The sequence below is a fragment of the Paraburkholderia fungorum genome (assembly GCF_046027215.1).
Lineage (GTDB): Bacteria > Pseudomonadota > Gammaproteobacteria > Burkholderiales > Burkholderiaceae > Paraburkholderia > Paraburkholderia fungorum_D.
The window spans coordinates 790434-813921 of the sequence record NZ_JAQQEN010000002.1 but is presented as its reverse complement, the minus strand read 5'-3'; the positions used below and the strand labels follow the sequence as shown (position 1 = coordinate 813921).

Annotated in this window: 18 protein-coding genes and 2 pseudogenes; 4 read left to right on the top strand and 16 right to left on the bottom strand. The window is 60.0% G+C overall.

The window, feature by feature from the left end; all coding sequences use genetic code 11:
* Complete coding sequence (locus PQR27_RS24340) at positions 1–2280, bottom strand: amylo-alpha-1,6-glucosidase (protein WP_408526190.1); 2280 nt, start codon at positions 2278–2280, stop codon at positions 1–3.
* A gap of 847 nt (positions 2281–3127) precedes the next feature.
* Complete coding sequence (gltA, locus tag PQR27_RS24335) at positions 3128–4426, bottom strand: citrate synthase (protein ID WP_408526189.1); 1299 nt, start codon at positions 4424–4426, stop codon at positions 3128–3130.
* A 394-nt stretch (positions 4427–4820) separates the two neighbouring features.
* Between gltA and PQR27_RS24330 the strand changes: the two genes are divergently transcribed.
* The gene (locus PQR27_RS24330; RefSeq protein WP_408526188.1) at positions 4821–5222 is read left to right on the top strand and encodes a hypothetical protein; all 402 of its coding nucleotides are present in this window, start codon (positions 4821–4823) and stop codon (positions 5220–5222) included.
* 46 nt (positions 5223–5268) lie between these two features.
* Here the strand turns inward: PQR27_RS24330 and PQR27_RS24325 are convergent, their stop codons facing one another.
* The 5 genes from PQR27_RS24325 to relB all read right to left on the bottom strand — a co-directional run bounded on the left by PQR27_RS24325 (position 5269) and on the right by relB (position 10075).
* Entirely contained in the window at positions 5269–6057 is a 789-nt protein-coding gene (locus PQR27_RS24325; RefSeq protein WP_408528285.1) for an alpha/beta fold hydrolase, read from the bottom strand.
* A gap of 99 nt (positions 6058–6156) precedes the next feature.
* Positions 6157–7209 (bottom strand): rod shape-determining protein, encoded by a 1053-nt coding sequence (locus PQR27_RS24320; RefSeq protein ID WP_408526187.1) that lies wholly within the window; start codon positions 7207–7209, stop codon positions 6157–6159.
* A 190-nt stretch (positions 7210–7399) separates the two neighbouring features.
* Complete coding sequence (locus PQR27_RS24315; RefSeq protein ID WP_408526186.1) at positions 7400–8059, bottom strand: alpha/beta hydrolase; 660 nt, start codon at positions 8057–8059, stop codon at positions 7400–7402.
* Between the two features lie 223 nt (positions 8060–8282).
* Positions 8283–9614, bottom strand: a complete 1332-nt coding sequence (locus PQR27_RS24310) for a type II toxin-antitoxin system HipA family toxin (protein ID WP_408526185.1) — start codon at positions 9612–9614, stop codon at positions 8283–8285.
* A gap of 2 nt (positions 9615–9616) precedes the next feature.
* Positions 9617–10075 (bottom strand): type II toxin-antitoxin system RelB family anti-toxin, encoded by a 459-nt coding sequence (relB, locus tag PQR27_RS24305; RefSeq protein WP_408526184.1) that lies wholly within the window; start codon positions 10073–10075, stop codon positions 9617–9619.
* Between the two features lie 308 nt (positions 10076–10383).
* Between relB and PQR27_RS24300 the strand changes: the two genes are divergently transcribed.
* Complete coding sequence (locus PQR27_RS24300) at positions 10384–11967, top strand: DHA2 family efflux MFS transporter permease subunit (protein ID WP_408526183.1); 1584 nt, start codon at positions 10384–10386, stop codon at positions 11965–11967.
* A 60-nt stretch (positions 11968–12027) separates the two neighbouring features.
* Here the strand turns inward: PQR27_RS24300 and PQR27_RS24295 are convergent, their stop codons facing one another.
* On the bottom strand, positions 12028–12780 hold the full coding sequence (locus PQR27_RS24295; RefSeq protein WP_408526182.1) for an AraC family transcriptional regulator: 753 nt from the start codon (positions 12778–12780) through the stop codon (positions 12028–12030).
* Positions 12781–12927: 147 nt separating this feature from the next.
* Between PQR27_RS24295 and PQR27_RS24290 the strand changes: the two genes are divergently transcribed.
* A complete protein-coding gene (locus PQR27_RS24290; RefSeq protein WP_408526181.1) occupies positions 12928–13842 on the top strand; it encodes a glutaminase in 915 nt (304 codons plus the stop codon).
* A gap of 217 nt (positions 13843–14059) precedes the next feature.
* On the opposite strand, the gene PQR27_RS24285 is transcribed toward PQR27_RS24290, so the two are convergent.
* A complete protein-coding gene (locus PQR27_RS24285) occupies positions 14060–14929 on the bottom strand; it encodes an NmrA family NAD(P)-binding protein (protein ID WP_408526180.1) in 870 nt (289 codons plus the stop codon).
* 643 nt (positions 14930–15572) lie between these two features.
* Between PQR27_RS24285 and PQR27_RS24280 the strand changes: the two are divergent.
* Positions 15573–16211 (top strand): annotated as a pseudogene (locus tag PQR27_RS24280) (IS3 family transposase); the annotation flags it as partial.
* A 5-nt stretch (positions 16212–16216) separates the two neighbouring features.
* Here PQR27_RS24280 and PQR27_RS24275 read toward each other — a convergent pair.
* The 7 genes and pseudogenes from PQR27_RS24275 to PQR27_RS24245 all read right to left on the bottom strand — a co-directional run bounded on the left by PQR27_RS24275 (position 16217) and on the right by PQR27_RS24245 (position 23190).
* Complete coding sequence (locus PQR27_RS24275; protein WP_408526179.1) at positions 16217–17266, bottom strand: ATP-binding protein; 1050 nt, start codon at positions 17264–17266, stop codon at positions 16217–16219.
* Positions 17267–17275: 9 nt separating this feature from the next.
* Positions 17276–17908, bottom strand: a complete 633-nt coding sequence (locus PQR27_RS24270; protein ID WP_408526178.1) for a hypothetical protein — start codon at positions 17906–17908, stop codon at positions 17276–17278.
* A 316-nt stretch (positions 17909–18224) separates the two neighbouring features.
* Positions 18225–18676, bottom strand: a pseudogene (locus PQR27_RS24265) (tyrosine-type recombinase/integrase); the annotation flags it as partial.
* A 56-nt stretch (positions 18677–18732) separates the two neighbouring features.
* Positions 18733–19479 (bottom strand): hypothetical protein, encoded by a 747-nt coding sequence (locus PQR27_RS24260; protein ID WP_408526177.1) that lies wholly within the window; start codon positions 19477–19479, stop codon positions 18733–18735.
* Between the two features lie 59 nt (positions 19480–19538).
* Entirely contained in the window at positions 19539–20399 is an 861-nt protein-coding gene (locus PQR27_RS24255; protein ID WP_408526176.1) for a bile acid:sodium symporter family protein, read from the bottom strand.
* Between the two features lie 205 nt (positions 20400–20604).
* Positions 20605–22113, bottom strand: coding sequence for an arylsulfatase (locus PQR27_RS24250; protein WP_408526175.1), 1509 nt, complete (start codon positions 22111–22113; stop codon positions 20605–20607).
* A gap of 78 nt (positions 22114–22191) precedes the next feature.
* Positions 22192–23190 (bottom strand): formylglycine-generating enzyme family protein, encoded by a 999-nt coding sequence (locus PQR27_RS24245; RefSeq protein WP_179741848.1) that lies wholly within the window; start codon positions 23188–23190, stop codon positions 22192–22194.
* Between the last annotated feature and the right edge of the window lie 298 nt (positions 23191–23488).

The window sequence follows — 23488 nt, the reverse complement described above, 5'->3', positions numbered from 1 at the left end:
CTACAGAAGCGCGACCACTCGCACGTCGCCCTGCTCGGCCGACGCGACGACCTTCTCGCCGATGCGCCGGAACGTGATCGACACCGACGCATCGCCGACCCGCAGATCGCTCAGTTCGAGCCAGTCGATACCTTCTGGCAGCATGGGCTGTTCGATCAGCACCTCACGCCGCGCCGCGTCGATCGTGATACCCAGACACGCTTCGAGCATCATGAACGGCGAGCCAGCCGCCCACGCCTGCGGCAGGCAGGCGACCGGATAGGCGGTAGGCGGCTCGCCACGCCGACGCGGGAAGCCACAGAACAGCTCGGGCAAACGCATGTCGAAATTGACTGCTGCCTGGAACAGCGCCTGCAACAGTTTCACGGCCGGCGCCTTGCCACCGTAGCGCGACAGGCCGCGCGCGCAGAGCGCGTTGTCGTGCGGCCAGACCGAGCCGTTGTGGTAGGCCATCGGATTGAAGCGCGACTGGCTTGCGGCCAGTGTGCGCACACCCCAGCCGGTATGAAACAGCGTGGAATCGAGCGCGCGCACCACCGCTTCGCCACGCTCGCGCGCGGGCAGGCCGAAGGCGAGCAGATGCCCCGCATTCGAAGCCATCACGCGGCACAGTTCGCCGTGGCCGTCGAGGGCGATGCCATAGAAGCCGGCCTCTTCCATCCAGTATTTTTCCTCGACACACTGGCGGATCTTCTTCGCGCGCTCGCTGTACCGCGTCGCCACATCATGCAAGCCGCGCAGCTTCGCGAAGTGCGCCATCGTGTCGAAAGCGGCGCTGGCATACGCCTGCACTTCAACCAGGGCGATGGGGCCGTCCGGGAAATGGCCGTCGGCGTGGAAGACGGAATCGTGGCTGTCTTTCCAGCCCTGATTCGCGAGACCGCCATCTGATTCGCGCTGATAGTCGAGCAGGCCATAACGGTTTTTGTCGCAGACCCCCGCCACCCACTGCGCCGCGCGTTCGAGCGCCGGCCACAATTCGTCGATCAGCGCGAGGTCACCGGTGCGCGTCGCGTAGGCGCCGGCCAGCACGATGAAGAGCGGCGTGGTGTCGACGCCGCCGTAGTACAGCGCGAACGGCACTTCGCCGGTGGCGGCCATTTCGCCCTTGCGCATCTCGTGCATGATCTTGCCGGGCGCGGCGTCGCGAAACGGCGAATTCTCGCGCGCCTGATGTTCGGCGAGAAAGCGCAGCACGCCGGCGGCCAATTGCGGCTGCAGCCAGAGCGTCTGCAAGGAGGTGATCACCGCATCGCGGCCGAACGGCGTGGAAAACCACGGGATGCCGGCATACGGATAGGGGCCGGTGGCGAGATCGGTGGTCAGCAGACCGAGATCGGCGAGCGAGCGGTCGATCCACGCGTTGAAAAGCGGATTGCTCGAGCGTACGCGCGCGGTGGCGCGACGCCGTTCGCGCATCACCAGGTGGGCGTCCACCAGCGCGGCGCGCACCGCGGCGCGACCGACTCGCGGGCGTTCTGCGTCGATTTGCGACAGGTGCGCTTCACTCAGTGCATGCGTGGGCTGCGAGACGCCGGCGCTCGGCTTGTCCGCCTGAGCAACGACCTGCACCGAAACCGACAGGTAGATCGACACGCATGCCTGGGCCGGCAGCTTGACCGTGTAGTCGGCGCGATCGGCGAACAGCTTGTCCGGTTCCGGCGCGAAAGCGATCTGCACATTGCGCGCCACGTCATCGAGACCGATGTAGCCGAGCAGCACTTCACGGTTCTCGACGCGCGCCGGTTCGGCGCGGCCCTGTTTATTGCGCTTGAGGCCGCGCACTTCGAACATGTCGCGGAAATCGCTTGCGAAGGAGATGGACAGCGGCACGATGGCGTCGCTGGTGCCGTAGTTGGTGAGTTCGATTGCCTCGTTGAGGACGGTGCCCGACAGCACGCGAATGCGCTCGACGTGGATCACGCCTTCTGGCGTGCTGTCGCCGCCGAGCGGTGGCAGCGGACGATTGGTCAGATGTGCGGTGAACGAGGTGTTATCGCTATTGACGCTGCCCGAGAGCAGCGAGGGCGCGCGGCCGCCGAAGGTGAGACGCAGGCTTGAGAGGACGCGGGTATCGTTGACGAACAGGCCGTCGTCGTGGCCGGTGATGTCACCGAGCGGGTCGTTGACGATGAATGTGTCGCCTGACTTCAGCACATGCTGAGTGGCGCTTGCGACGTTGAGGTTTTCCGTCGGGATGAATGCGCCGTCCGGCTCGGGTTCGCGGTGGTCGACGCCACCCGAGTTGGTTAGGCCGCCGAGGGCTTCTGGCTGCTGCATCAGGGTCGCTCCTATGATGTTCGCTGTCGGATTCGATTTTGCTTTCGGGTTTGCTTTTGCTTTCGCTTGCTGCTACCGATGGTTGATGCCCAGTCGCTTCCGATTGTAGAAGGTCTGACCACCTGAGATGAACTTATCACGGTCTAGTTTCAGGTTTTTTTGGGTGGCATGGGATGTGCAGGTTTTTTTTGCCTTTGGCGGCGGCATTTTCTTGTTCTGGCGTCTTTGGCCTTTCCTTGCTTTGTTATTGGTTTATTAGCGTCGCCCCTGTGCGGGGCAGGCACCTACTTTTCTTTGCCGCCGCAAAGAAAAGTAGGCAAAAGAAAGCGGCTCAAACCGCCAACATTTAAGTGGGTCCCCTGGCTTGGAGGGACTGGTGGCGCGATTAACGGATCACACATCGGTCCATTAGCGTCTGTGACACAGCCGTCATCCGCTCCCACTCCGCACTACGTGCGTCGCGGACGGGTCTGCCAGGGAAACCGGGGGCTTCGTTTGTTTGTGGCGGGAGCCATCGGCTTCGCCTCGGCGAGGCGCCGAAGAGAACCAATGGTTTGATGAGGTATCGCGTCGGCGCGCGCAGCGCCGCTGGAGGTATGACGGCCTGGTCACTCAGGCCGGAGGGTGCGGAGGGCCAATCTCTACGGGGCCACGATCCCCTCCAAGCCAGGGGAGCCGCTTAAAAATTAGCGGTTGGAGCCGCTTTCTTTTGCCTACTTTTCTTTGCGGCGGCAAAGAAAAGTAGGTGCCCCCCCCGCACAGGGGGAACGCTAATAGACCGATAGCAAAAGAAACGGCCACCGCCGCAGGCATACAGCAAATAATGCCGCCGCCAAAGGCCAAAACCTTACCTTTGACCAATCGCCTTAGCCACCCTCGGCCCCTCTCCAACAAAGAGTTGCCGCGGCCGGCCAATCTTCTGCTCGGGATCAGCAATCATCTCATTCCACTGCGCAATCCACCCCACAGTTCGAGCCATCGAAAAAATACAGGTAAACATGGCGGTAGGAATCCCAAGAGCCCGCTGCACGATCCCCGAATAAAAATCAACATTCGGATAAAGCTTGCGCGAAACAAAGTAGTCATCCTCAAGCGCGATCTTCTCGAGCGCCATCGCGAGCTTGAACAGCGGGTCATCATGCAGCCCCAACTCCTCCAGCACTTCGTGACACGTCTCACGCATCAGCTTCGCGCGCGGGTCGTAGTTCTTGTAGACCCGGTGACCAAACCCCATCAGCTTCACGCCGGAGTTCTTGTCCTTCACCTTCGCAATGAACTCAGGAATATTGTCGACCGAACCAATCTCCTCGAGCATATTCAATGCCGCCTCATTCGCACCACCATGCGCCGGGCCCCACAGGCAAGCAATACCCGCGGCAATACAGGCAAACGGATTCGCACCCGACGAACCCGCCAACCGCACGGTCGAAGTCGAAGCGTTCTGCTCGTGATCGGCGTGCAAAATCAGAATGCGATCCAGCGCACGCACCAGAACGTCATTGACCTTGTACTCCTCGGCCGGATTGGCGAACATCATGTGCATGAAATTCGCGCTGTACGACAAGTCGTTCTTCGGATAAACAAACGGCTGACCCACGGTGTACTTGTACGCCATCGCCACCAGTGTCGGCAGCTTCGCGATCATGCGGATCGCCGATACATCGCGATGCTGCGGATTACTGATGTCCAGCGAGTCGTGATAGAACGCGGACAATGCACCCACCGCCGCCACCAGGATCGCCATCGGGTGCGCGTCGCGGCGGAAACCGCGGAAGAAGAAATGCATCTGCTCGTGCACCATCGTATGCTGCGTGACAGTGTTGACGAACTCTTCCTTCTGCTGGGCATTCGGCAACTCGCCCTTCAGCAACAAATAGCAGGTTTCAAGGAAGTCGGCGTTTTGCGCCAGATTATCGATCGGATAACCGCGATACAGCAGCTCGCCCTTGTCACCGTCGATATACGTGATTTCAGAATTGCATGCCGCCGTCGACATGAAACCCGGGTCGTACGTGAACTTGCCGGTCTGGCCATACAGCTTGCGGATATCGATCACATCCGGTCCGAGCGTGCCCTGATAAATCGGCAAATCAATCGTCTGGTCGCTGTCGGAAAAGCTCAGCGTTGCGTGTGTCTTCGAATTCATCTACACGGTCCTTTTACTTTCACATCGCACACGTGCCGGCATGCTCGATCGTCGCGTGGCATGCTCAGGCTCCGCTTCGCATTCTACGGTCCGAACGTCACCCGATTGCGGCGATTGACAGCAACAATCCATCTCGGTTGGCGCAACATTCGTTGCAGACAAGACACCTGAATACGCCGCGCACAAAGCGCCAGGCTTGTCAGGGGGCAATGCCAGCCAAATGAAAGACTGCACGCCTGGTGCAACAATGTTTTGCGGCAGGCGGGCTGCACAAGCGTGACGGCTCTGCGATACTGGCTCCGTGTTTAGCTTCCCCTGCAAACACATCGCTGTTTTGAGCCCGCCGTTCTGCGGCGGGCTTTTTTTAATCAGCCAGAAGAACAGGAAGGACCCGATGAACGCCTCGCTCGAAACGCTGTTTCCAGATCACGTCCACAACGAAGACAACATCGTCACTGCGCTAAATCACCAGGACATCGTTGTCGCGTTGTCGGCGGCCCTGAAGACGCAAAACGTCGCGGTGCTACACATGCTCTATCCGCGCACCGACGCGCGCACGCATCGCAGTCTCGATGCGCTGGTGAATGTCCTGCACGGTCACGGCTTGCACGAAGTGGCGGATCTGATCGCGCAGGAAGCGCACTATCTGCTGTTCAAAGATCCGGTGAAGGCATGGAAGGCATTCCATGAAATTCGCAACGACTCTCTCGCGATCGGCGTGCATCTTTACTACCACGGCCTCGTCGGCGAAGCGGCGGAACGCGCGCTCGATACCGACGCACATCGCAAGGCCTGAGCGCGAAGCACGTGTCAGGCGCAGCATGCGCTGCGCGCTGCGAGATTCACCCCGCGTTTGTTGCGCGAATGAATTCGTCAATGTAGCGATTGAAGGCGGCAGGATGCGCGAGATTCATCCCGTGCGACGCGCCGCGCACGGTTTCGCGGCGCGCATCGGGTAGCCATGATTGCAGCGCGGCCGCGGCGCGGCGAAACATGTCGGGACTTTTTTCGCCGTCGATCAGCAGCACCGGGCAGCGCACGTCTGCGGCCTCCTGCGCCACATACGCGGGCAACGGATCGCGAAATTGCAACGCAAGCGTGTGCGCGTTATCGGTCGCCATCCTGCGAAACACCGGCGTGCTCATCGCCCAGAAACCGGGGCGGCTCACCGAATCGACAAACAGCTGCAAGCCGGCATCCACCTGGCCTGTTTCGATCAATTGCGCGGCTTTCGCGCGCAACGCGTTGACTGTCTCGGCCAAACGCGCGGGTGGCCGCCCGGCAATCTGCAACGGACCGCCCGGATCGGCGAGCGTCAGCGTACGGACGTGTGCCGGATGGCGCCGCGCAAAATGAAATGCCACACATCCGCCGCGCGAATGGCCCACCACGTGCGCCGGCCCGGCGCCGAAGCGGTCGATGAATTCGGCCAGTTCGTTTGCATGCTCGCTCCAGCTGAACGGGAAGCTGGGATGCGTGTCGGTCTCCGGCCAATAATGCGTGAGACTCACCGCGATACAGCGGTATTGCTTCGAAAGTCCAGCGAGTTGCGGTTGCCAATAACGGTAGTCGCACAGCGAGCCATGCACGAACAGCACCAGTTCACCCTCGCCGGCCTCGGCATAAGGCATGCGCAAGCCGCTTCGCAATTCGATAAAAGACGCGGACGACGCGGGAGCGGGCTGATTCACAGGTAGATCCGCAGACGGCGCGGCATGAGCCGCACCCGATCACTCGTAGGCGAGTTCGTCGAGCAAACCATTGGCAACCGCCTCGCCCGCGCCGCGTACCGCGCAAGTCAGCGGTTCATCGGCGACGCGCACGTCGAGGCCCAGTTCGTTAGTGAGCCGGCGGCCGAGGTTGCTGAGCAGCGCCCCACCGCCAGTTAGCACGATGCCGCTGTCGGCAATATCCGTCACGAGTTCAGCCGGCGCCGTTTCGAGCGCGCGTTTTACGGCGCCGATTACCTGACGCAGCGGCCCGTCGATCGCATCGGCAATATCGTGGTTGCTCAGGGCGACCGTGCGCGGCAGGCCGTCGTCGACGCTGCGGCCGGTTGCGTTCATCTGCTCCATTGGTACATCGCGCAGCGCCGAGCCGATGTTCTTTTTGACGTGCTCCGCGGTTTGCTCGCCGAGCAGCACGCCGTAGAGGTTGCGCACGTAATTGACGATCGCCATGTCGAAGCTGTCGCCGCCCACGCGAATCGAGCCGCTATACGCCATGCCGCCCAACGCGATCACGCCGACTTCCGTGGTACCCCCGCCGATGTCGACCACCATCGATCCCGTCGCCTCCGACACCGGCAAACCCGCGCCAAGCGCCGACGCCAGCGATTCGCCAATCAGACTCACCTTCCATGCGCCGGCCGCGACGGCCGCTTCCCTGATCGCGCGCCGCTCGACCTGGGTCGCCCCGGCCGGCACGCACAGCGTGAACGCGGCGCGCCGGCTAAACAGCGGCCGCGGCCGCGCCATATCGACAAATTGCCGGATCATGTGCTCAGCGGCGGAAAAATTGGCGATCACGCCGTGGCGCATCGGCCGCACCGCTTCGAGGTTGCGCGGCACGCGGCCGAGCAACTGGCGCGCCTCGGCGCCCACTGCCGCCACGCGTTTTCGCCCAGCGGCGGGCTCCTTCTGGAAGCACACGACCGACGGCTGATTCAGCACAATGCCGCCGTCGTCGGTATAGATAAGCGTATTGGCCGTGCCGAGATCCACCGCCACGGAGTGACGGAAGAGTCGATTGAAAAGCGGGTAATGCGGCGTCGGTCTGGCCATAAGAAGGCTCTGGTGTGTCGTTATCCGCCCCTTGCAGGGCAGTCTGGAAAATGCGCCCCCGGTCACCCGAGCCGCTTGTCACGCCTTATCGGCGTTGCGCAGTCCGCGCGGCGGGGGTGATTCTCATGCTAATGACCAGATAACGGCAAGCAGATCACATTCTTTAGGCCCACTTTCAATCGGGACCGTATCAGTCGCGCGACAAAGCGCCCAGCGCACGCTCCAGCGCCTCCTTACCCAGTTCGACACCGTCGGCGTTGATCGTATGGCCCACGCCGGGTAAAACGTAGGCGTCGACCGTGTAGCCGGCGTCGTTGAATGCGTCGGCGGCATGCTCCAGTTCCCGCACCGGGATCACTTCGTCATCTTCGCCATGCGCCAGCACGAGCGGCGTGCCGTTTTGCGCGACGATCGTCGAAGCGAGCCGCCCGGAATACGCAACCACCACCGCGGCGCCTTCCGCGCTCGTCGCCACGTGATGCATCGCCATGATCGATCCTTGCGAAAAGCCCACCAGCGCAAGGCGATCGAAAGCCAGTTGCCGGTGCGCCAGTTCGGCTTCCAGCATGCGCCGCAATGCGGGATAGGCAGCCGCGACGCGCGCGTCCCGATTGCCTTCGTTTATGTCGCGCAAACTGAACCATTGACGGCCGCCGAAGCCGCCGTCGAACGCGTCGGTGCCATCGAGCGACGTGAACGCCACGTCGGGCAGATTCTCACTCCAGATGTCCGCGAGCGGCATCAGATCCTGCGCGTTGCTGCCGACGCCGTGCATCAGCACGATCAATCCCGTAGCCGGCGCTTGCAGCGGCGCGCGCCGCCAGCCGTGTTCGAATTTTTCCCAGGCCATATCCGCTTCCTTGCTGTTGTGACTATCGGTTCGAGTTTCTGCCCACGTGGCGACATGCTATAGGAAAGCTGCATGCCGCCTATGGAGACCACACGGGCCAACTCCGGAGTGCCAGGCAAGGCGGCGATGTCGGCAAGCAGATCGCTATCAGGCAAGACGTCCATTTCAGCTCGATGCGAGCTGGCGCAAGCAGCGTGAGAATCTTCGAGGGTCGCCATTGTTGCTACTGGGCCGCCAACTTCCGGCTTTGCCGTAGCAGGCCTGCAAAGATCGGCTCGGAGACCTCTTCCGGGAAGTTGGCAGGCAACTCCGAGGAGACCTTCCCGATCACTGCTTCGGTCATGCCAGCGAGCGCCGCAATCATTGCCTCGACGCTCTCCGGTGCCAGCCCAACCCGCTGGCCCTGAGAAACCCAGTGACTCCGTCGGATCTCGTTGATCAGGTAGTGCGCGTTCTTGCCGCGCACAGCCATTGCCAGCTTCACCCGGCGCGTGGACAACTGGTTCGCGCCATTGCCGATGACGGGATGCGCGGAGAGGACGTCGTAGAGCGGCGTGGCGCGATACGACCCGAAAGGCAGGTGCGCAATGCTGAAATTTTTGGCGTGCCCGTCTGTAGCCGCCAGTAACCAGAACACAATCTGCGTCATGAAGAAATTGCGCTGGTCGGTTTCGGCCTCGTCAGAGCCGCCGAGAACTTCCATGATCCGCTGGATCCCGGGGCCGTCTTCAGACTCGTATTTCATCACGGCGGACGTGGCGGTTGCCTGGCACATGTCCTCCTGTGGAAGCCGCAGGATCCAGGTTCCTTCGCGCGACAGCCTGCGATCAAAGCGTTCGACAACAAGCACCTTCTGGTCCTCGAACGTGGCGATATCGCAGTTGGCGACAGGTAACCCGTAGGCAGCCACGATTTTCGAACACAGCCACTCGTTCTCGACCGATGTGCGCATGTCCGCCCGCATGTTCCCGACGAGGCCGAGAGGGAGCTTCAGGATATGCGTGGTCGGCGTGCTGCCTTCGGGGAGAAGCCATTTTCCGTCGTGCCAGAGAAGCGCGGTCTTTTCCTGTGCGCCGGCGATGGACAAGCGCAGGTCGTCGATCGGTTCGTGCTGACCGAGTAGAGGCGGCGAAGTGACCTCCCGCAGCAAACGGGCGATGTCTGCTTCGTCCAGTGGCCGCCCGCGGATTGTTTCCAGATCGGTGGGCTCTGCTTCCGGAGGCAGCATCTGAAGAGCCCCGACACAGTCCCTCCCCAGGATTGCGAGCAACTCGAACGGCGAGGTTCCGCCCGTCCTGTAGCGTCCGGCGATCCGCTCGCGGATCGGCTTGCTATCGGGCAGGAGGTTGTCGAAATAGTCCGCGACGATCTTTCCCCGGTAGGGCGGATTCCCGGCGGTGAACGGCAGGGATAACGAGAGCGGGCGACCTTGATCGTCGAGGATCCAGCTATCGAAGTACGTCAGCCGTTCGCCGTCTCTGGTGGTCTCCCAGGTGCCCACCGGCAGTCCATTCATCCAGAGGTTCAGGCTTTTGTTATGCGGTCTGCGCCCCATGCTTACCAGTCCTCCCGCTTCCTGGCGCGTGAACCCACGCCCCCGATGGCGGCGCGTGCCGGTTCCCTCGGCTTCGGAGAGCCTGATCTGACCGGCTTCTCCGGCGCGGCTCCTGGTGCGGGGGAAACGCTCCCGGCTGTCGATTTGACGGGGCGCTTGCGCACAGCCGGCTGGACTCGCTTCGCGAGAGGTGGCGATAGCGCAGCGGCCGGACGGCTGAGCTTGCCGCCGGGGAGCGCAGCACCGGTGGGGTGCGCCAGAACTATCTGAACCTTGAGAAGGCGCAAAGCCTTGAAGAGGCGCGCCATGCTGGCCGACTCGGGTCTGGCCTCCAATTGCGCGTAGGTCTGCTGGGTGACGCCCAGACGGGCCGCCATTTGAGCCTGAGTAAGCCCGGCTGCCGTCCGGAAGCCCATCAGGAGCGGCCGCAATTGGTCAGGTGTTTTGACGGGATAGTCCATGGACAAGCTCCGGTGGTGCGTGTGCGGATTACAGAGAATAATCTGTAAATGACATTTACAGATTATCGTATGTATTGGACAAATACAAAGAATTCTCTGTAAGCGCCATTTACAGATCATAACCTGTTGTGAAGGGAACTGATGCACGGACTCGCGAAGTCATGTCCCGCCTGTCACTCTGCTCCTGCCGCCTGATCCGCGGTCGCCGACGACGTCAACATCTGAATACAGGTATGCTTTTGCGACCGACTGACGCATCACGCGCTTGTGCATCCACCATCCGCAGCACTCGACGTCCGGAGAATCGCTTGAGTCAGCCCGCTTCCACGCCCGCCGCTGCGCCGCCCGCACCACCGCCGCCGCCGCCGCTAAAGGGCGGCCAACTGGTTCTGGCAACTATCGCCGTGGCGCTCGCCACCTTCATGAATGTGCTCGACACGTCGATTGCGAATGTCGCGATTCCGACCATTTCGGGCAACCTGGGCGTCTCGGTCGATGAAGGCACCTGGGTCATCACGGTGTTCGCCGCGGCCAATGCCGTATCGATTCCGCTGACCGGCTGGCTCACGCAGCGCTTCGGCCAGGTGAAACTGTTCGTCGGCGCGATTCTGATGTTCGTGCTGGCTTCGTGGCTGTGCGGCATTGCGCCGACACTGCCGATCCTGCTGCTCGCGCGGATTCTCCAGGGCGCCGTGGCCGGCCCGCTGATTCCGCTGTCGCAGGCGATTCTGCTCGGTTCGTATCCAAAGGAGAAGTCGTCCACCGCGCTCTCGCTATGGGCCATGACGGCGACCGTCGGCCCGATTGCGGGCCCCGCGCTCGGCGGCTGGATCACGGATAGCTACAGCTGGTCGTGGATCTTCTACATCAACATTCCGGTCGGCATTTTCGCGGCCGGCGTGACGTGGATGATCTACCGCACCCGCGAGTCGCCCACCCGCAAACCGCCTATCGACGTCGTCGGTCTCGGTCTGCTGATTACCTGGGTCGCCTCGCTGCAGATCATGCTCGACAAGGGCAAGGACCTCGACTGGTTTTCCTCGCCGGTGATCGTGATTCTGGGCATCACGGCGCTCATCAGCTTTGCGTTTTTTCTCGTCTGGGAGTTGACCGAAGAGAATCCGATCGTCGATTTGCGGCTCTTCCAGCAGCGCAACTTTCTCGGCGGCACGATTGCCATTTCAATCGCATATGGCGTGTTCTTCGGCAACCTGGTGCTGCTGCCGCAGTGGATGCAGGAGTACCTGAACTACCGTTCGGTGGATGCGGGTCTCGTGACCGCACCGCTCGGCATCTTCGCGGTCATCCTCGCGCCAGTGATGGGCCGCGTACTGCCGCGCTCGGATGCGCGCGTCATCGCCACGCTCGCGTTTATCGGCTTCGCGATCGTGTTTTACATGCGCTCGAGGTACGTGATCGAAATCGACACGTGGCACCTCGTGCTCCCCACCCTGCTGCAAGGCATCCCGATGGCATTGTTCTTCGTGCCGCTAACCGCGATCATTCTGTCCGGTCAGCCGCCGAACAAGATTCCAGCCGCCGCGGGTCTGTCGAATTTCGCGCGGGTGTTCTGCGGCGCGGTCGGCACCTCGGTTGCCGGCAACGAGTGGAATAACCGCACGGTGCTGCATCACCAGCGGCTCACCGAACAGGCCAGCGTCAACAATCCGATTTTCAATCAGCAGATGGATTCGACCCAGTCGCTGCTGCATCTGAATACGCAATCGGCGCATGCGTTGTTCGATTTCACCGTGAACACGCAGGCCGCGATGATGGGCCTGAACGACATCTTCTTTATATCGGCGATCATTTTTATCCTGATCATTCCGCTGATCTGGATTACGCGGCCGGCCAAGGGCGGCGGCGGCCCGAGCGCGGCGGGCGCGCACTAGCGGTTGCGTTAGCGGGTTGCGTTAGCGGGTTGCGTTAGCGGGTTGCGTTAGCGGGTTGCGTTAGCGGAAATAACGCGCGGGTGTGTCGCCGAAGGCGTCGCGAAACACTGCGATAAACGACGATACATCGCTGTAGCCGACTTCAAGCGCTACCTGCGTGACGCTGACGCCGGCGCCAAGGCGCTCCAGCGCCACCAGCAGTCGCAATTGCTGGCGCCACTGGCCGAAGGTCTGCCCGGTCTCCTTGACGAACAGGCGCGCCGCGGTCCGGGCTGTCACGCCGGCGGCCGCAGCCAGATCTTCGAGCACTGCCGGTTCCGCCGGGTTGGCGTTCAACGCTTCGGCAATCCGCTGCGCGCGCGGATCGTTCGGCCAGTTCAGTGATAGCGGTGCGGCCGGCAAACCCGGCAAGCGGTCGAGCAGAACCTGCACAAGCCGGCCGGAGGGCTCATCCAGCGGTTCTTCGCGTGGCAGATCAGCCACCGCGATCAGCAAGGCTTCAACCAACCCGTCGACCACGACCGCCCCGCTTTGCGCCGGCAATGGTGCGGCGTTTGCATCGGCATGCAATGAATAGATCTGCACGGATTCCGTCGCGGCCAGGCAATGCAGCACGTTCGCCATGATCCAGACGGCGTGACCGGACGGCACGACCCAGCGGCCGGTTTCGGTACGCACGGTCAGCACGCCGGCGCTCACATGAATCAGCCGCGCGCGGCGATAGGCGCGCCATGGCTCGTCGAGTGCGGCGTGGCTTTCATGGACCACGAAGACCGGACGTTCGACGCCATCCGGATCAAAGGCTTCCATCATCGATGTCCGTTTTGCCCGGTTGCAGGTGGAAAGGCAGCAAGATTAGCATAGGAGGCGCATGCGCGCGTTCGCGGCCGGTATGACGGCCCGCGCAGACAATGCACGCCAGCTTGCCAGTAGAATCGCGGCTTCAACGGTCCGAGCCCAATGAACTATTCATCCATTCTCGAACAGATCCATCACGATCTTCAGCCCTATCTGGGCACCGGCAAGGTCGCCGATTACATTCCGGAACTGGCGAAAATCCCCGCCGCGAGCTTCGGCATGGCGATCGTCACGGCCGCCGGCGAGGTGTTCCGCACCGGCGCCGCTGACACGCGCTTTTCCATTCAGAGTATCTCCAAACTGTTCGCCTGCACCATGGCGTTCCGGCTGCTTGGCGACGCGTTGTGGCAGCGTGTGGGGCGCGAGCCGTCCGGCAACGCGTTCAACTCGCTGGTCCAGCTCGAAGCCGAACAGGGCAAGCCGCGCAATCCGTTCATCAATGCGGGCGCGCTGGTTGTCACCGACGTGCTGTGCCGGCGCTTCGTGCAGGCCGAGACGGCGCTGGTCGAATTTATGCGCCGCCTGACCGGCGAAACGGGCATCGACTACGATCTGCGTGTCGCGCAATCGGAATTGCAGCACGCGCATCGCAACCGCGCGATGGCGCACTTCATGGCCAGTTTCGGCAACATGGAGATGCCGCCGGAAGTGGTGGTCGACGCGTATTGCCGCCAGTGCGCGATTTCGATGAGTTGTGTCGAACTGGCGAAGGCCGCGTTATTTCTGACCAACCACGGCGTGGTGCCCGCCACCGGCGAGCGGATTCTCGACGTCAGTTCCGCTAAACGGCTTTCCGCGCTGATGTTGACCTGCGGCACGTATGACGCGGCGGGCGATTTCGTCTATCGCGTTGGTTTGCCGGCGAAAAGCGGCGTGGGCGGCGGGATCGTCGCCGTGCTGCCGGGCGAAATGGCAGTCTGCGTGTGGTCGCCGGGGCTCGATAGCAATGGCAACTCACTCGCTGGGGTGCTAGCGCTTGAATGGCTGACTACATATACGGGGCAGTCGATTTTTTGATTAGTCCTGACACGGGACGCGCGTGCCGAGCTTACCGCCTGTCCGCGTTCCTCATTGGCCTGGGTGTGTTCTTCGATGAACGAAAGCAGATTCTTTTTAGCAACGATTCGCATAAGGCGCTGTTTTAGTCCCAAAATGGGACTATTGCAATCTGCGCGCTGAAATTCGGATCACGAACGCCCTCGCCGCCAACTCCCCCTGCCAGCCCGCCATCCGCTTACCCCGCGCGTTTGACCAGTTCGGCCAACACCGCCTGATAACCGGTCGTGCCGACCACCCGTTCGTTCGCTCCGTCTTCGAATTCGATCCACCCTGAATTGAAGCTGTCGATCATTTCGATGCGCGGCGCGGGCCACGACGTGCCTTGCGCCTGGAACAGCGCCTCCCACTGATCGCGCGGCACCGCCTGAGCCTTCACCGAACGCCCGAGCACGCCGCCAAGCAGCGCCGCAATCTCGTTCTGCGTGTAGCAGTGCGGTCCTTCGATCTCGATCACACGGCGCCCTTGCCACGACTGGGCAAGCGTGCCGGCGATCACGCGGCCAATATCAGCAGTCGCGACCATCGGATACGCGCGATCGAGCGGCTGCAGAAAGCTGGGCATCACGCCCGTTTCGCGGGCCGGCGCGATATCCCACAGCGAGTTTTCCATGAACCACGCGGGCCGCAGAATCGCCGTGGGAATCGGCAGGTCCACAAGCGCCTGTTCGAGAATGTGGACTTGCGTAATGAGTCCAAGACCCGACTCACGCTGGCCACCAATCGACGACAGGGCCACGACACGCTCCGGTCTCGCCTTCGTCAGCGCCTCTTTCAGGACCGCCACCGCGGCGTGCGCATTCGGATAGCCCGGCTGCGGCGCGAAATTCGGCGCCACCATCACAAAAACGCCCGCGGTGCCGCTGAAGGCGGCCGCCAGTGCGTCTGCGTCTTCAAACGAGGCAATCGACACTTCAGCGCCGCGTTCCGTCCACTCCGCCGCCCTGCTTTTGTCACGCAGAACCGCGCGCACCGCCTGCCCCGCGTCCAATAAGGCGCGCGCCGCCGCGCCGCCGACCTGCCCTGTCACACCCATGATCGCAAACATGATCTCCGCTCCGTTGAATACGGCCAGTGCCGCGCTGGAATCATTCTCCGACCGGCATGGTCATTTCGCGAGAGCATCAGTGTCATATGTTTAATGACACAGTGACATTCAAGTCGGCTTCCCGGAACGGTCGTACGCATATGGACGCACAACAAAGTGTGCAGGAAAAGTCCTCTGTAATGCCCACACAGTCGTGAATGCTCGCGTCCCCAGTGCGATGCAATGTCTGCAGGATCTTTCCCGGTCGCGAATTATCGACGCCGTTCAGGAGCACAAAGTCTGCGGCAAGCCCACGGAGAAAGGCAACGAAAATTGGGTTCACATAAAAAATACATCGTCTTATTGCTGCGACGCAACAGTCCTGCGTACCGTGTCCGCCGTACCCCCATGACCGTCCGAGTCAACGGTCGAAATATGTTTTAAACTGAGACTTTTGCTCATCAGTAAGCCTCGCCCAAGAGCAACGCACAAGCCTTTCGAATTCCACGCTATTTCGCGGCATCTCAGACGTCGGCAGTTCACGAAACCAAGAGAGAACGCGCTCGAAGTAGGTTGCGCGTGATTCAACCAATCGACAAAGCAGTTCCGACCAGCGCTTGTTATCCCTCACCGAAAATCGAAACCCTACTTTTTCAAGGATGGCAGAGCCCGTGACACGCACGGGCGGCACAGCTTGGATCGTGCACGGCACAAGCGCAAGTACATCGCGACGACGAACTCGAATCACAACCTGCCAGTTGCGCCGAACTTACTGGAGCGCAACTTCACCGCTACGGCGCCCAACCAGGTCTGGACCACCGATATCACGTACTGTGCAACGGCCGAAGGCTGGGTCTATCTGGCTGTCATCATCGACCTGTTTAGTCGGCAGGTGGTGGGCTGGTCGATGCAACCGCACATGAAAGCTGAGCTGGTCACCGACGCGCTGCGCATGGCGTGGTTCCGACGCCGCCCACAGGCCGGCGTCATCCTGCACAGCGACCGGGGTAGCCAGTATTGCAGCGGCCTGTTCCAGGACACGCTGAAGGCTTACGGCATGCGCTCGTCGATGAGCCGACGCGGCGACTGCTGGGATAATGCCCCGACGGAAAGTCTGTGGGGTTCGCTGAAGGTTGCCCGCCTGCACGGCCGGCACTTCGCAACACGGCGTGCGGCGATGGATGAAATCATCGACTGGCTTGGCTTCTATAATTCGCGCCGGCTACACTCAACGCTCGACTACGTCAGCCCCATGACATTCGAGCAAAACTGGTTCGCGGCTCAGCAGGGCGAAGCCGCATAACTCCCTCAGCTATGGGATTCGTGAAACAGGGGCAAGGTCACTGCATCGGCAAGCCACTGATATTTCTCAAGCTGATTACAGAACCGTGTCCAGTCGTCCTCATTCCTCATCCCGTTCCAAGTGGTAACACCCTGGCTGCTAATGCGCCGAGCCGAACGCAGCGTCTTCCGAAAAAGTTGAGCCGCCTTCGGGGTTCCGCTCACGATGACGGGGATACCTACTACATTGGTAAGATTGACAAAATAGTCAAATAGCGGGTCATTCTTTGACACCGCATGCAATGCGTTCTGCATCTCATCGAGAACAATGAGACCGGTATGATGTCGTTGTGTGATGCGATGGAGTTTATTCGCATAGTCTGCCAACGTAGCCCTTTGTCCTACTTCCTTCGTGTAGTCCGTCCCGAGCAGGTTGTCAAATGTCAAGATAAGTAGCTTGAGTGTGTCTTTGAGACTGGCACTCTTCGGGCAGTCAACCTTTATCCATACAACTTGAGTAACACCAAAGTTTTTGTGGAGGATCACTTTAGGAAAGAGACGCAGCGCAGAATCCAATGTAGTGGTTTTACCGCTTCCAGAAAGTCCAAAGATTCCGGCACAATATGCATGAGAGCGCTGGTGCGGGTAGATCGGAGAGAGAAGACCTTCTTGACTGTCCCTATAGCGGTCTTGAATTCCTTGAGTGCAATCGGTTCGCATCTCCTCCCCAACATAATGCTGGCGAACAATGATTTGAACTGTACCCACGACGTCAAGGTGAGCGGGAAGTGCCACGACTAAGCGCGAAAGTCGCCCAATCGCGTGCAAGCGGTATTCTTCGCACTTCATCCGTTCGCTCTCGGAAAATGCAACGGGAACGTTGAGCGCCTTCAAAACCGACAACTTATCCCAGATAGGCCCCAACGCAGAGATCAGCGGGTTGCTCCTGTATTCGAGCAGGAGGTCATCGCCACTGTAGTAGCGAGCATCCACTGCATCGACACACTGCCTCACCGGCTGTAATTGGATCGATTTTTTGTCCGATACTAAATTTCTCAAAGATTCCTTGATAGTCATCTTGCGCTCCTATATATCCATTGCCGCGAGCAACTCGCGCGCGCGCTTTTCACGAAGATCTTTTGCGGTCACCCAGCCAGCAACGGCCGCGATATCATTACCCGGGCTGACGGAATCATGATAGGCGTCTCCTTCTTCGTCATACTTGGCTTCCGGTTTCTGATTTTCACTGCTTACTTTTTGCTGAGCTTTCTCAACGCGCCGCTTGAACGATGCGCCTATCTTTTTGCGACTTCCCGTTGGACAAGCTTCAACAGCGCCAGGTGTCACCCCCGACGCTGTGTCAACAGAGCGTTCAAGGTGGCGCATTTCGTCCATATCGCTGATGTCCGGCTTCGTTATGCCTGCATCACGCAGTGCTGCTGTTGTCTGCGAGACCGCATTTTTTGCGATCTTCGCAATGTTGTAGTCTGTCATCGCCCGTTCAGCCTCGCCTGCTTCTTCTGCCATGCCCCCAGCAGTCGCATTGAGGTCTTTATACAGTTTCTGTTCTCGGTATGTCAGCCCGTGGAGCTTTTCGATTACGCGTTCTGAAAGCGGACAAGATATTGGCTCCCCTAGGCCATGCAGTTGAATTCTGCTGTTATCAGCAGAGTCGTAGCCGATTTCAACCTTCGTTTCTGTTTTCTGACCGCGGAACATCGCCTGACGCTCGACGAGCGAAAAGCTCGGACAAGCGTAGTGCATACCGTTATGACGGATTCCGTTCCCATCGATAGGTCTATGCCCTCGTATTCGGCGCCGACCGCGCTCGCCTCCTCATTCTCGAGATTTTGATTGGCGTTGACGCAAAGGTAACCGAAATTTGCGAAGAACTCTTAGAGTCACGCGTCGCCAATTAGTGGCGACGCGCGTTTTCTTAAGACCGGTTCTGGCGCGACTCCAGTACTCATTGCACGGTCCGTGGATGACACCTGTTGGTCGGACAACGACCGACTACTGTCCGGCCGACCGTGGCTCAAACCTCGGTCTGTTCTGCCATCTCGAGCGCATCGTCGACTTCGATGCCGAGGTATCGCCGTGTACTTTCAAGTTGCGTATGACCGAGTAAACTGTACCGCCTGTAGGTTTCTTGTACGGCGATAGATCAGCGATGCTCTGGTTCGGCGCATCGTGTGAGTGCCGTATGCCGTGTCGTCAAGTCCAATCGACCGAACCCACCGATGCACGAGTCGCGCGTACTGACGCGTTGAAAGATGGGGTGATGCATGAATCCGGCCCGGAAACAGAAATTCCGAAGGCGAGAGCCCTGCCGCCTTGATCCAAACTTCCACGCTTTCGCGGGTCTGCTCGGTGATTTCGAACTGCACCGGCCGCTGCGTCTTCTGCTGCCTCACTGTGGCCCGCGGCGCAGACATCGCGTACTCGCAGCTTTGTCAGGTCGCATGCCCGTAGCTTGCTGTCGATTGCCCGACGCTGGTGGATCGAAGATCGGATTCATTCCCCGCTGTGATTGAGATACGGCTTCACGCGAAAATCAGTACGCCAGCGAAGCCCAGAGCGCTCAGGCAGAACGGCCAGAAACGGCCATCCCTGTCGTCGGGTAGTTCGGCGCGTAAACTCGTGATGACAACACCGCCAGCAAGGACCGCGAAGAGTCGCGCTATTTGCAGTTCCGAGATTGGCATTTCGGTTGCGATGAACCACCCGACGACGATGCTCACTGCAAGCAGCCAACGCCCGCGCGGTGCATACCTGTCCTTATGTTCCTCATAGAGCGCGTGATCAACAACAAGAAAATGGACTGCCATCGCGAAGGTATAGATCGCAAGCGGCAATGTACCCCGATCCGCACGCTCAACCAGCAAATAGCCAATCAACGCGCTATACGCGATATAGCCCGTGAGCTGTGTTATGTAGGCTGCGTCCGCCTTTCGCGCCACCTTCGCGGACACTCGCTCTCGCGTGACCAGCACCATGTGTTCGAGTCCGTAGAACACAACAAACGAGGCTAACGCCAGCAGATAGATGCGCTGCTCAGCGAACAAAAGATCAGCGCCGCCGGTCGAGTGAACCACGATGCGGCGTTGAAATTCGAGTTCCGGTAAAACATCGATGAAAACATAAGCAACCGAAATACCCGCTGCCGAGGAGACGTAGCGGCGGCTCGCCCATAGCCGCTCTTCCGTCGCTGCCGAATGGGACAGGTTGCCTGCAATAAAGACACCGGCAAGGACAAGTGCAGCAAGGAACGCCTCGATCTCACTACTCATCTTCCGGTACCTCCCGAGTTGAGGAACGCGTTATAGGGAGTGGCTCTATACAACGGAGATCAATCGGGACGTGCAGCAATTAATCGACTGCGCTGCCAGGCGACGTAGGGTATGCAGACAATGGCACTCACAATCAGATACAGGAGGATGACGCCAATTATCTGTGTATCGGGAAAGTTGATTGTGGCGATGGCGAGCGCTATTGCGGGATGACGGCAGGCGGTGCCTAACGCAAGCACCGCACGGTTTTCCGTCTCAGGGCCGCCCATCAGATGGCCTATCAGCAATCCCAGAATGACGAAGCTGACTATCCCGATCACGGCGCGTTGGCCAGTGGCTGACCAAATCGTGGTCAGGCTTCCAGCGAGCAGTACCAATGCCCCTAGCAAAAGCAGTCCATTCGCCGCAACGGCCAATGGCTCCGCGAGCCACATGGCGATTCGTGGAAACACCGCGCGAACCATCAACCCCATAGCCAACGGGAGCAGGGCCATTGACAACACGACGCGGGCAATGGCGCCTGTGCCGACCACAAAAGGACGAGCAAAGAAAAATTCCAGAAGGTGAACGGAAAGTGGAATCGCAGGAATCGCGGCCAACAACAGGATGACCATCAGTCCCAATCCGAATGACTGCAGGCCGCCCGCTTTGCGTTGCTTTTTCGGTAATAGCGGCGGTACGGGTGAAATCGCCAGGCAGATTAACGTCGCCTCGACCTCGGTCCTGAGATTGAGAAACTCGACCAGCGAGACGGCGAGAATCGGCATGATGACCAGCACGGAAAGCAGCGAACGAACCAATAAAGCGGGTCGACGCACGACGTACAGCAGGTCCGCAAGGGTTGTGCTCAACCCAAAGCCGAACACGGTGCCGAGGACCGCGATCTGAAGTCCGAGTAGCGTAAGATGCTTCAAGTCCATTGAGTCACCGCGTCCCCTCAGCTTGCGCCGTCGGTCCGGGTTCAGGCAGGCGGAGCGAAATGGCGTCCATCGAATACGACATCTTGCTTTCTAGATATTCTGTTCAGCCGTGAACTAGCATTGAGCAGGCGGTCAAGTCATGACTGAGTTCGTTCACTCTGTCAGTGCTCGACCGCCCTCGTATGCCAAAGCAGGATAACCGCCGTCAATCTCCGCCTGCGGCTGCGGCGGTCATTTTCTCCATCACCTGATCGACCCCGAAGCTTGCTGCCTTCTGGCGTGGCGGGAACTCCTTGAAGGTCTGGAGGAACTCGGCTACGCCAGCTTGCGCGGGCACCAGGATGAAGACGTGATCTAGCAGCCAATCGTAGTAGGTGTTAGACGTAATATCGGCGCGTTCGTAGGGATCGGTTCGCAGATTGAATATCTTGGGTACGCGTAGTGTCACCATCGGCTCGGCCCAGATCTGCATGGTGCCCACACAGCGTTGCTCCATGAACGCAACCTTCCAGTTATCGAAGCGCAGGCAGGCGAGATCGCCGTCGTCAGTAAAGTAGAAGAAGCCCTTTCTGACATGGTGCGGTGCTTTACCGCTCAAATAGGGGATGAGGCTGAAGCCATCAAGGTGGATTTTGAATTTCTTACCGTTCGCCTCGTGCCCTTTCAGCAGCTTTTCCTTGATGTCTGGATCGCCCGCCGCTTCGACAATGGTGGGCAACCAGTCAAGGTGGCTCACAATATCGTTGCAGATTGTGCCGGGCTTGATCACACCCGGCCAGCGCGCCATCGCAGGCACGCGGTACGCGCCTTCCCACATTGAGTTCTTCTCATTGCGGAACGGCGTCATGGCCGCGTCCGGCCACGAGTTCATGTGTGGACCGTTGTCCGTGCTGTACATCACCAACGTGTCATCAGCAATGCCGAGTTCGTCGAGCAGGGCAAGCATCTCGCCGATGTGCTTGTCGTGCTCGACCATGCAGTCGTGATACTCCGATTGCCAGCGCCCCGCCTGGCCGCGAATGCGGTCCTCGATATGCGTGCGAAAGTGCATGTGCGAGGTGTTGAACCATAGGAAAAATGGCTTGTCGTCCTTGTGCGCCTTGCCGATGAATTCCTTGGCGGATTTGAGAAACTCGGTATCAATCGTCTTCATCCGCTCCCTGGTGAGTGGGCCCGTGTTTTCAATCTTCTGCCCACCTTTACCATCGGACCAGCAATGCAGCACACCGCGCGGACCGTAGTTCTTGTGGAAATCCGGAAACTCCTTTGGGTCAGGATAATCGGGAAGCTCGGGCTCTTCCTCAGCGTTGAGGTGATAAAGATTGCCGAAAAACTCGTCGAAACCGTGCATGGTCGGCAGATGCTCGTCGCGGTCACCGAAGTGATTCTTGCCGAACTGACCCGTAACGTAACCCAGCGGTTTCAGCAGCTCCGGAATGTTCGGATCCTCAGCGCTCATTCCCAACGGTGCGCCCGGAAGGCCGACCTTGGTCAGCCCGGTGCGCAAGCCGCATTGCCCGGTGATGAAGGACGCGCGCCCTGCCGTGCAACTTTGCTCACCGTAATAGTCCGTGAACAGCACGCCTTCTTCCGCGATGCGATCGATGTTCGGAGTCCGGTATCCCATCATCCCCTTGGAAAAGATACTCAGGTTCGACTGACCGATGTCGTCTCCCCAGAGTATCAGGATGTTAGGTTGCTTCTTCTTTGCCATGTGCTCGCTCCGGTTGATGGAGGGCCGGGTTGAACCTGAGACAGGGCGAGCCCCCAATATCACCCTGTACCTTTGATGTCACACAGCTTGATCGGAGGAGATGGGTGGCTCATTTCGCCGGACGCAGCGAAAGCCCAGGTGACAGATCGAGGTGTCGATCGGCTGGGGCATACGCGCGGCCGGTCGGTAGCGACGGCAGTAGTTTGGCGCGCACAGGAATGAGCCGCCCTTCATGACCTTGCGCGGAATTTTTATCCCGGCGAGACGGGGATCGATGCTGTTCTCCGCGGTTCCTCCGCGAGGGTTATCGACTGTGCAGCAGGGCCGACTGCTGCTCTTGCCATGATCCTGGTACCAGTCGACAGTCCATTCCCAGACGTTACCTGTCATGTCGTAAAGGCCGTAACCGTTCGGCGGGAAGGAGCCGACCGGTGCGGTCCATTCGTAGCCGTCCTCCACCAGGTTTTGCCACGGAAACTCACCCTGCCAGGTGTTCATCACGGACTTTCCATCTGGCGTCAGTTCGTCGCCGAATACATACTCTGCACCGTCGAGGCCGCCGCGTGCCGCAAATTCCCATTCGGCTTCGGTCGGTATCTCCTTGCCAGCCCACTTGGCATACGCCTGCACGTCCTCGAATGCGACGTGGACCACGGGGTGATTTTTGAGCCCTTCGAGCGAGCTTGTTGGGCCGCGCGGGTGCCGCCAGTCGGCGCCTGGTGTATAGACCCACCAGTTGTAGTGGTCGTTAAGCGAAACGCGGCGTGCAGCTTTTGCGAAAGTGACGGACGAAGGGGCGAGCATCTCCGGTTTGGCCCCGGGATAGTCGGCGGGGTTTGCTGGCCGCTCAGCCAAAGTCACATGGCCCGTGGCGTCGACAAAGCGCTGGAAATCTGCGTTCGTCACTGTGTGCCGGTCGATCCAGAATCCTTTCACGCTTGCGCGATGCGCCGGCGCCTCTTCCGGATAGTGGTCGTTGGAACCCATCAGGAATGTCCCTCCGGGGATCCACGCCATTCCGTGCAGCGCCGGATATTCATCACTAAGGTCCTGCGGCTCTGATATTACTTTGTTCATATCAATATTCCTAGACAACGTTCGGCGTTGCTGTTGTGAACGAGCAAGGCACCTTACCCACTACGGCAGCCAGTTTTCAGGAATAGCCCACAGCAAGCGCAGAACTTGATCATCGCTCTATTCAGCTTGCCCCGACGGGCAATTTCATCGCCTCATACCCCTATAGCGTTCCCGCGACAAAGACATGACCCGGCAGTTGACCGATGAAGATCCTGGATAGCGCCTGCTTAGCACATCTGGCGTGTGGCTCATAACGGCGAGCGTACGCGCTGCCGAACTGAGCGACTGTCCTCAACGC

Bases quoted from the DNA above. Each gene is read 5' to 3' on its own strand.
- PQR27_RS24340 (WP_408526190.1), bottom strand. From the start codon at position 2,280: ATGCAGCAGCCAGAAGCCCTCGGCGGCCTAACCAACTCGGGTGGCGTC.
- gltA (WP_408526189.1), bottom strand. From the start codon at position 4,426: ATGAATTCGAAGACACACGCAACGCTGAGCTTTTCCGACAGCGACCAG.
- PQR27_RS24330 (WP_408526188.1), top strand. From the start codon at position 4,821: ATGAACGCCTCGCTCGAAACGCTGTTTCCAGATCACGTCCACAACGAA.
- PQR27_RS24325 (WP_408528285.1), bottom strand. From the start codon at position 6,057: ATGCCTTATGCCGAGGCCGGCGAGGGTGAACTGGTGCTGTTCGTGCAT.
- PQR27_RS24320 (WP_408526187.1), bottom strand. From the start codon at position 7,209: ATGGCCAGACCGACGCCGCATTACCCGCTTTTCAATCGACTCTTCCGT.
- PQR27_RS24315 (WP_408526186.1), bottom strand. From the start codon at position 8,059: ATGGCCTGGGAAAAATTCGAACACGGCTGGCGGCGCGCGCCGCTGCAA.
- PQR27_RS24310 (WP_408526185.1), bottom strand. From the start codon at position 9,614: ATGGGGCGCAGACCGCATAACAAAAGCCTGAACCTCTGGATGAATGGA.
- relB (WP_408526184.1), bottom strand. From the start codon at position 10,075: ATGGACTATCCCGTCAAAACACCTGACCAATTGCGGCCGCTCCTGATG.
- PQR27_RS24295 (WP_408526182.1), bottom strand. From the start codon at position 12,780: ATGATGGAAGCCTTTGATCCGGATGGCGTCGAACGTCCGGTCTTCGTG.
- PQR27_RS24290 (WP_408526181.1), top strand. From the start codon at position 12,928: ATGAACTATTCATCCATTCTCGAACAGATCCATCACGATCTTCAGCCC.
- PQR27_RS24285 (WP_408526180.1), bottom strand. From the start codon at position 14,929: ATGTTTGCGATCATGGGTGTGACAGGGCAGGTCGGCGGCGCGGCGGCG.
- PQR27_RS24275 (WP_408526179.1), bottom strand. From the start codon at position 17,266: ATGACTATCAAGGAATCTTTGAGAAATTTAGTATCGGACAAAAAATCG.
- PQR27_RS24270 (WP_408526178.1), bottom strand. From the start codon at position 17,908: ATGTTCCGCGGTCAGAAAACAGAAACGAAGGTTGAAATCGGCTACGAC.
- PQR27_RS24260 (WP_408526177.1), bottom strand. From the start codon at position 19,479: ATGAGTAGTGAGATCGAGGCGTTCCTTGCTGCACTTGTCCTTGCCGGT.
- PQR27_RS24255 (WP_408526176.1), bottom strand. From the start codon at position 20,399: ATGGACTTGAAGCATCTTACGCTACTCGGACTTCAGATCGCGGTCCTC.
- PQR27_RS24250 (WP_408526175.1), bottom strand. From the start codon at position 22,113: ATGGCAAAGAAGAAGCAACCTAACATCCTGATACTCTGGGGAGACGAC.
- PQR27_RS24245 (WP_179741848.1), bottom strand. From the start codon at position 23,190: ATGAACAAAGTAATATCAGAGCCGCAGGACCTTAGTGATGAATATCCG.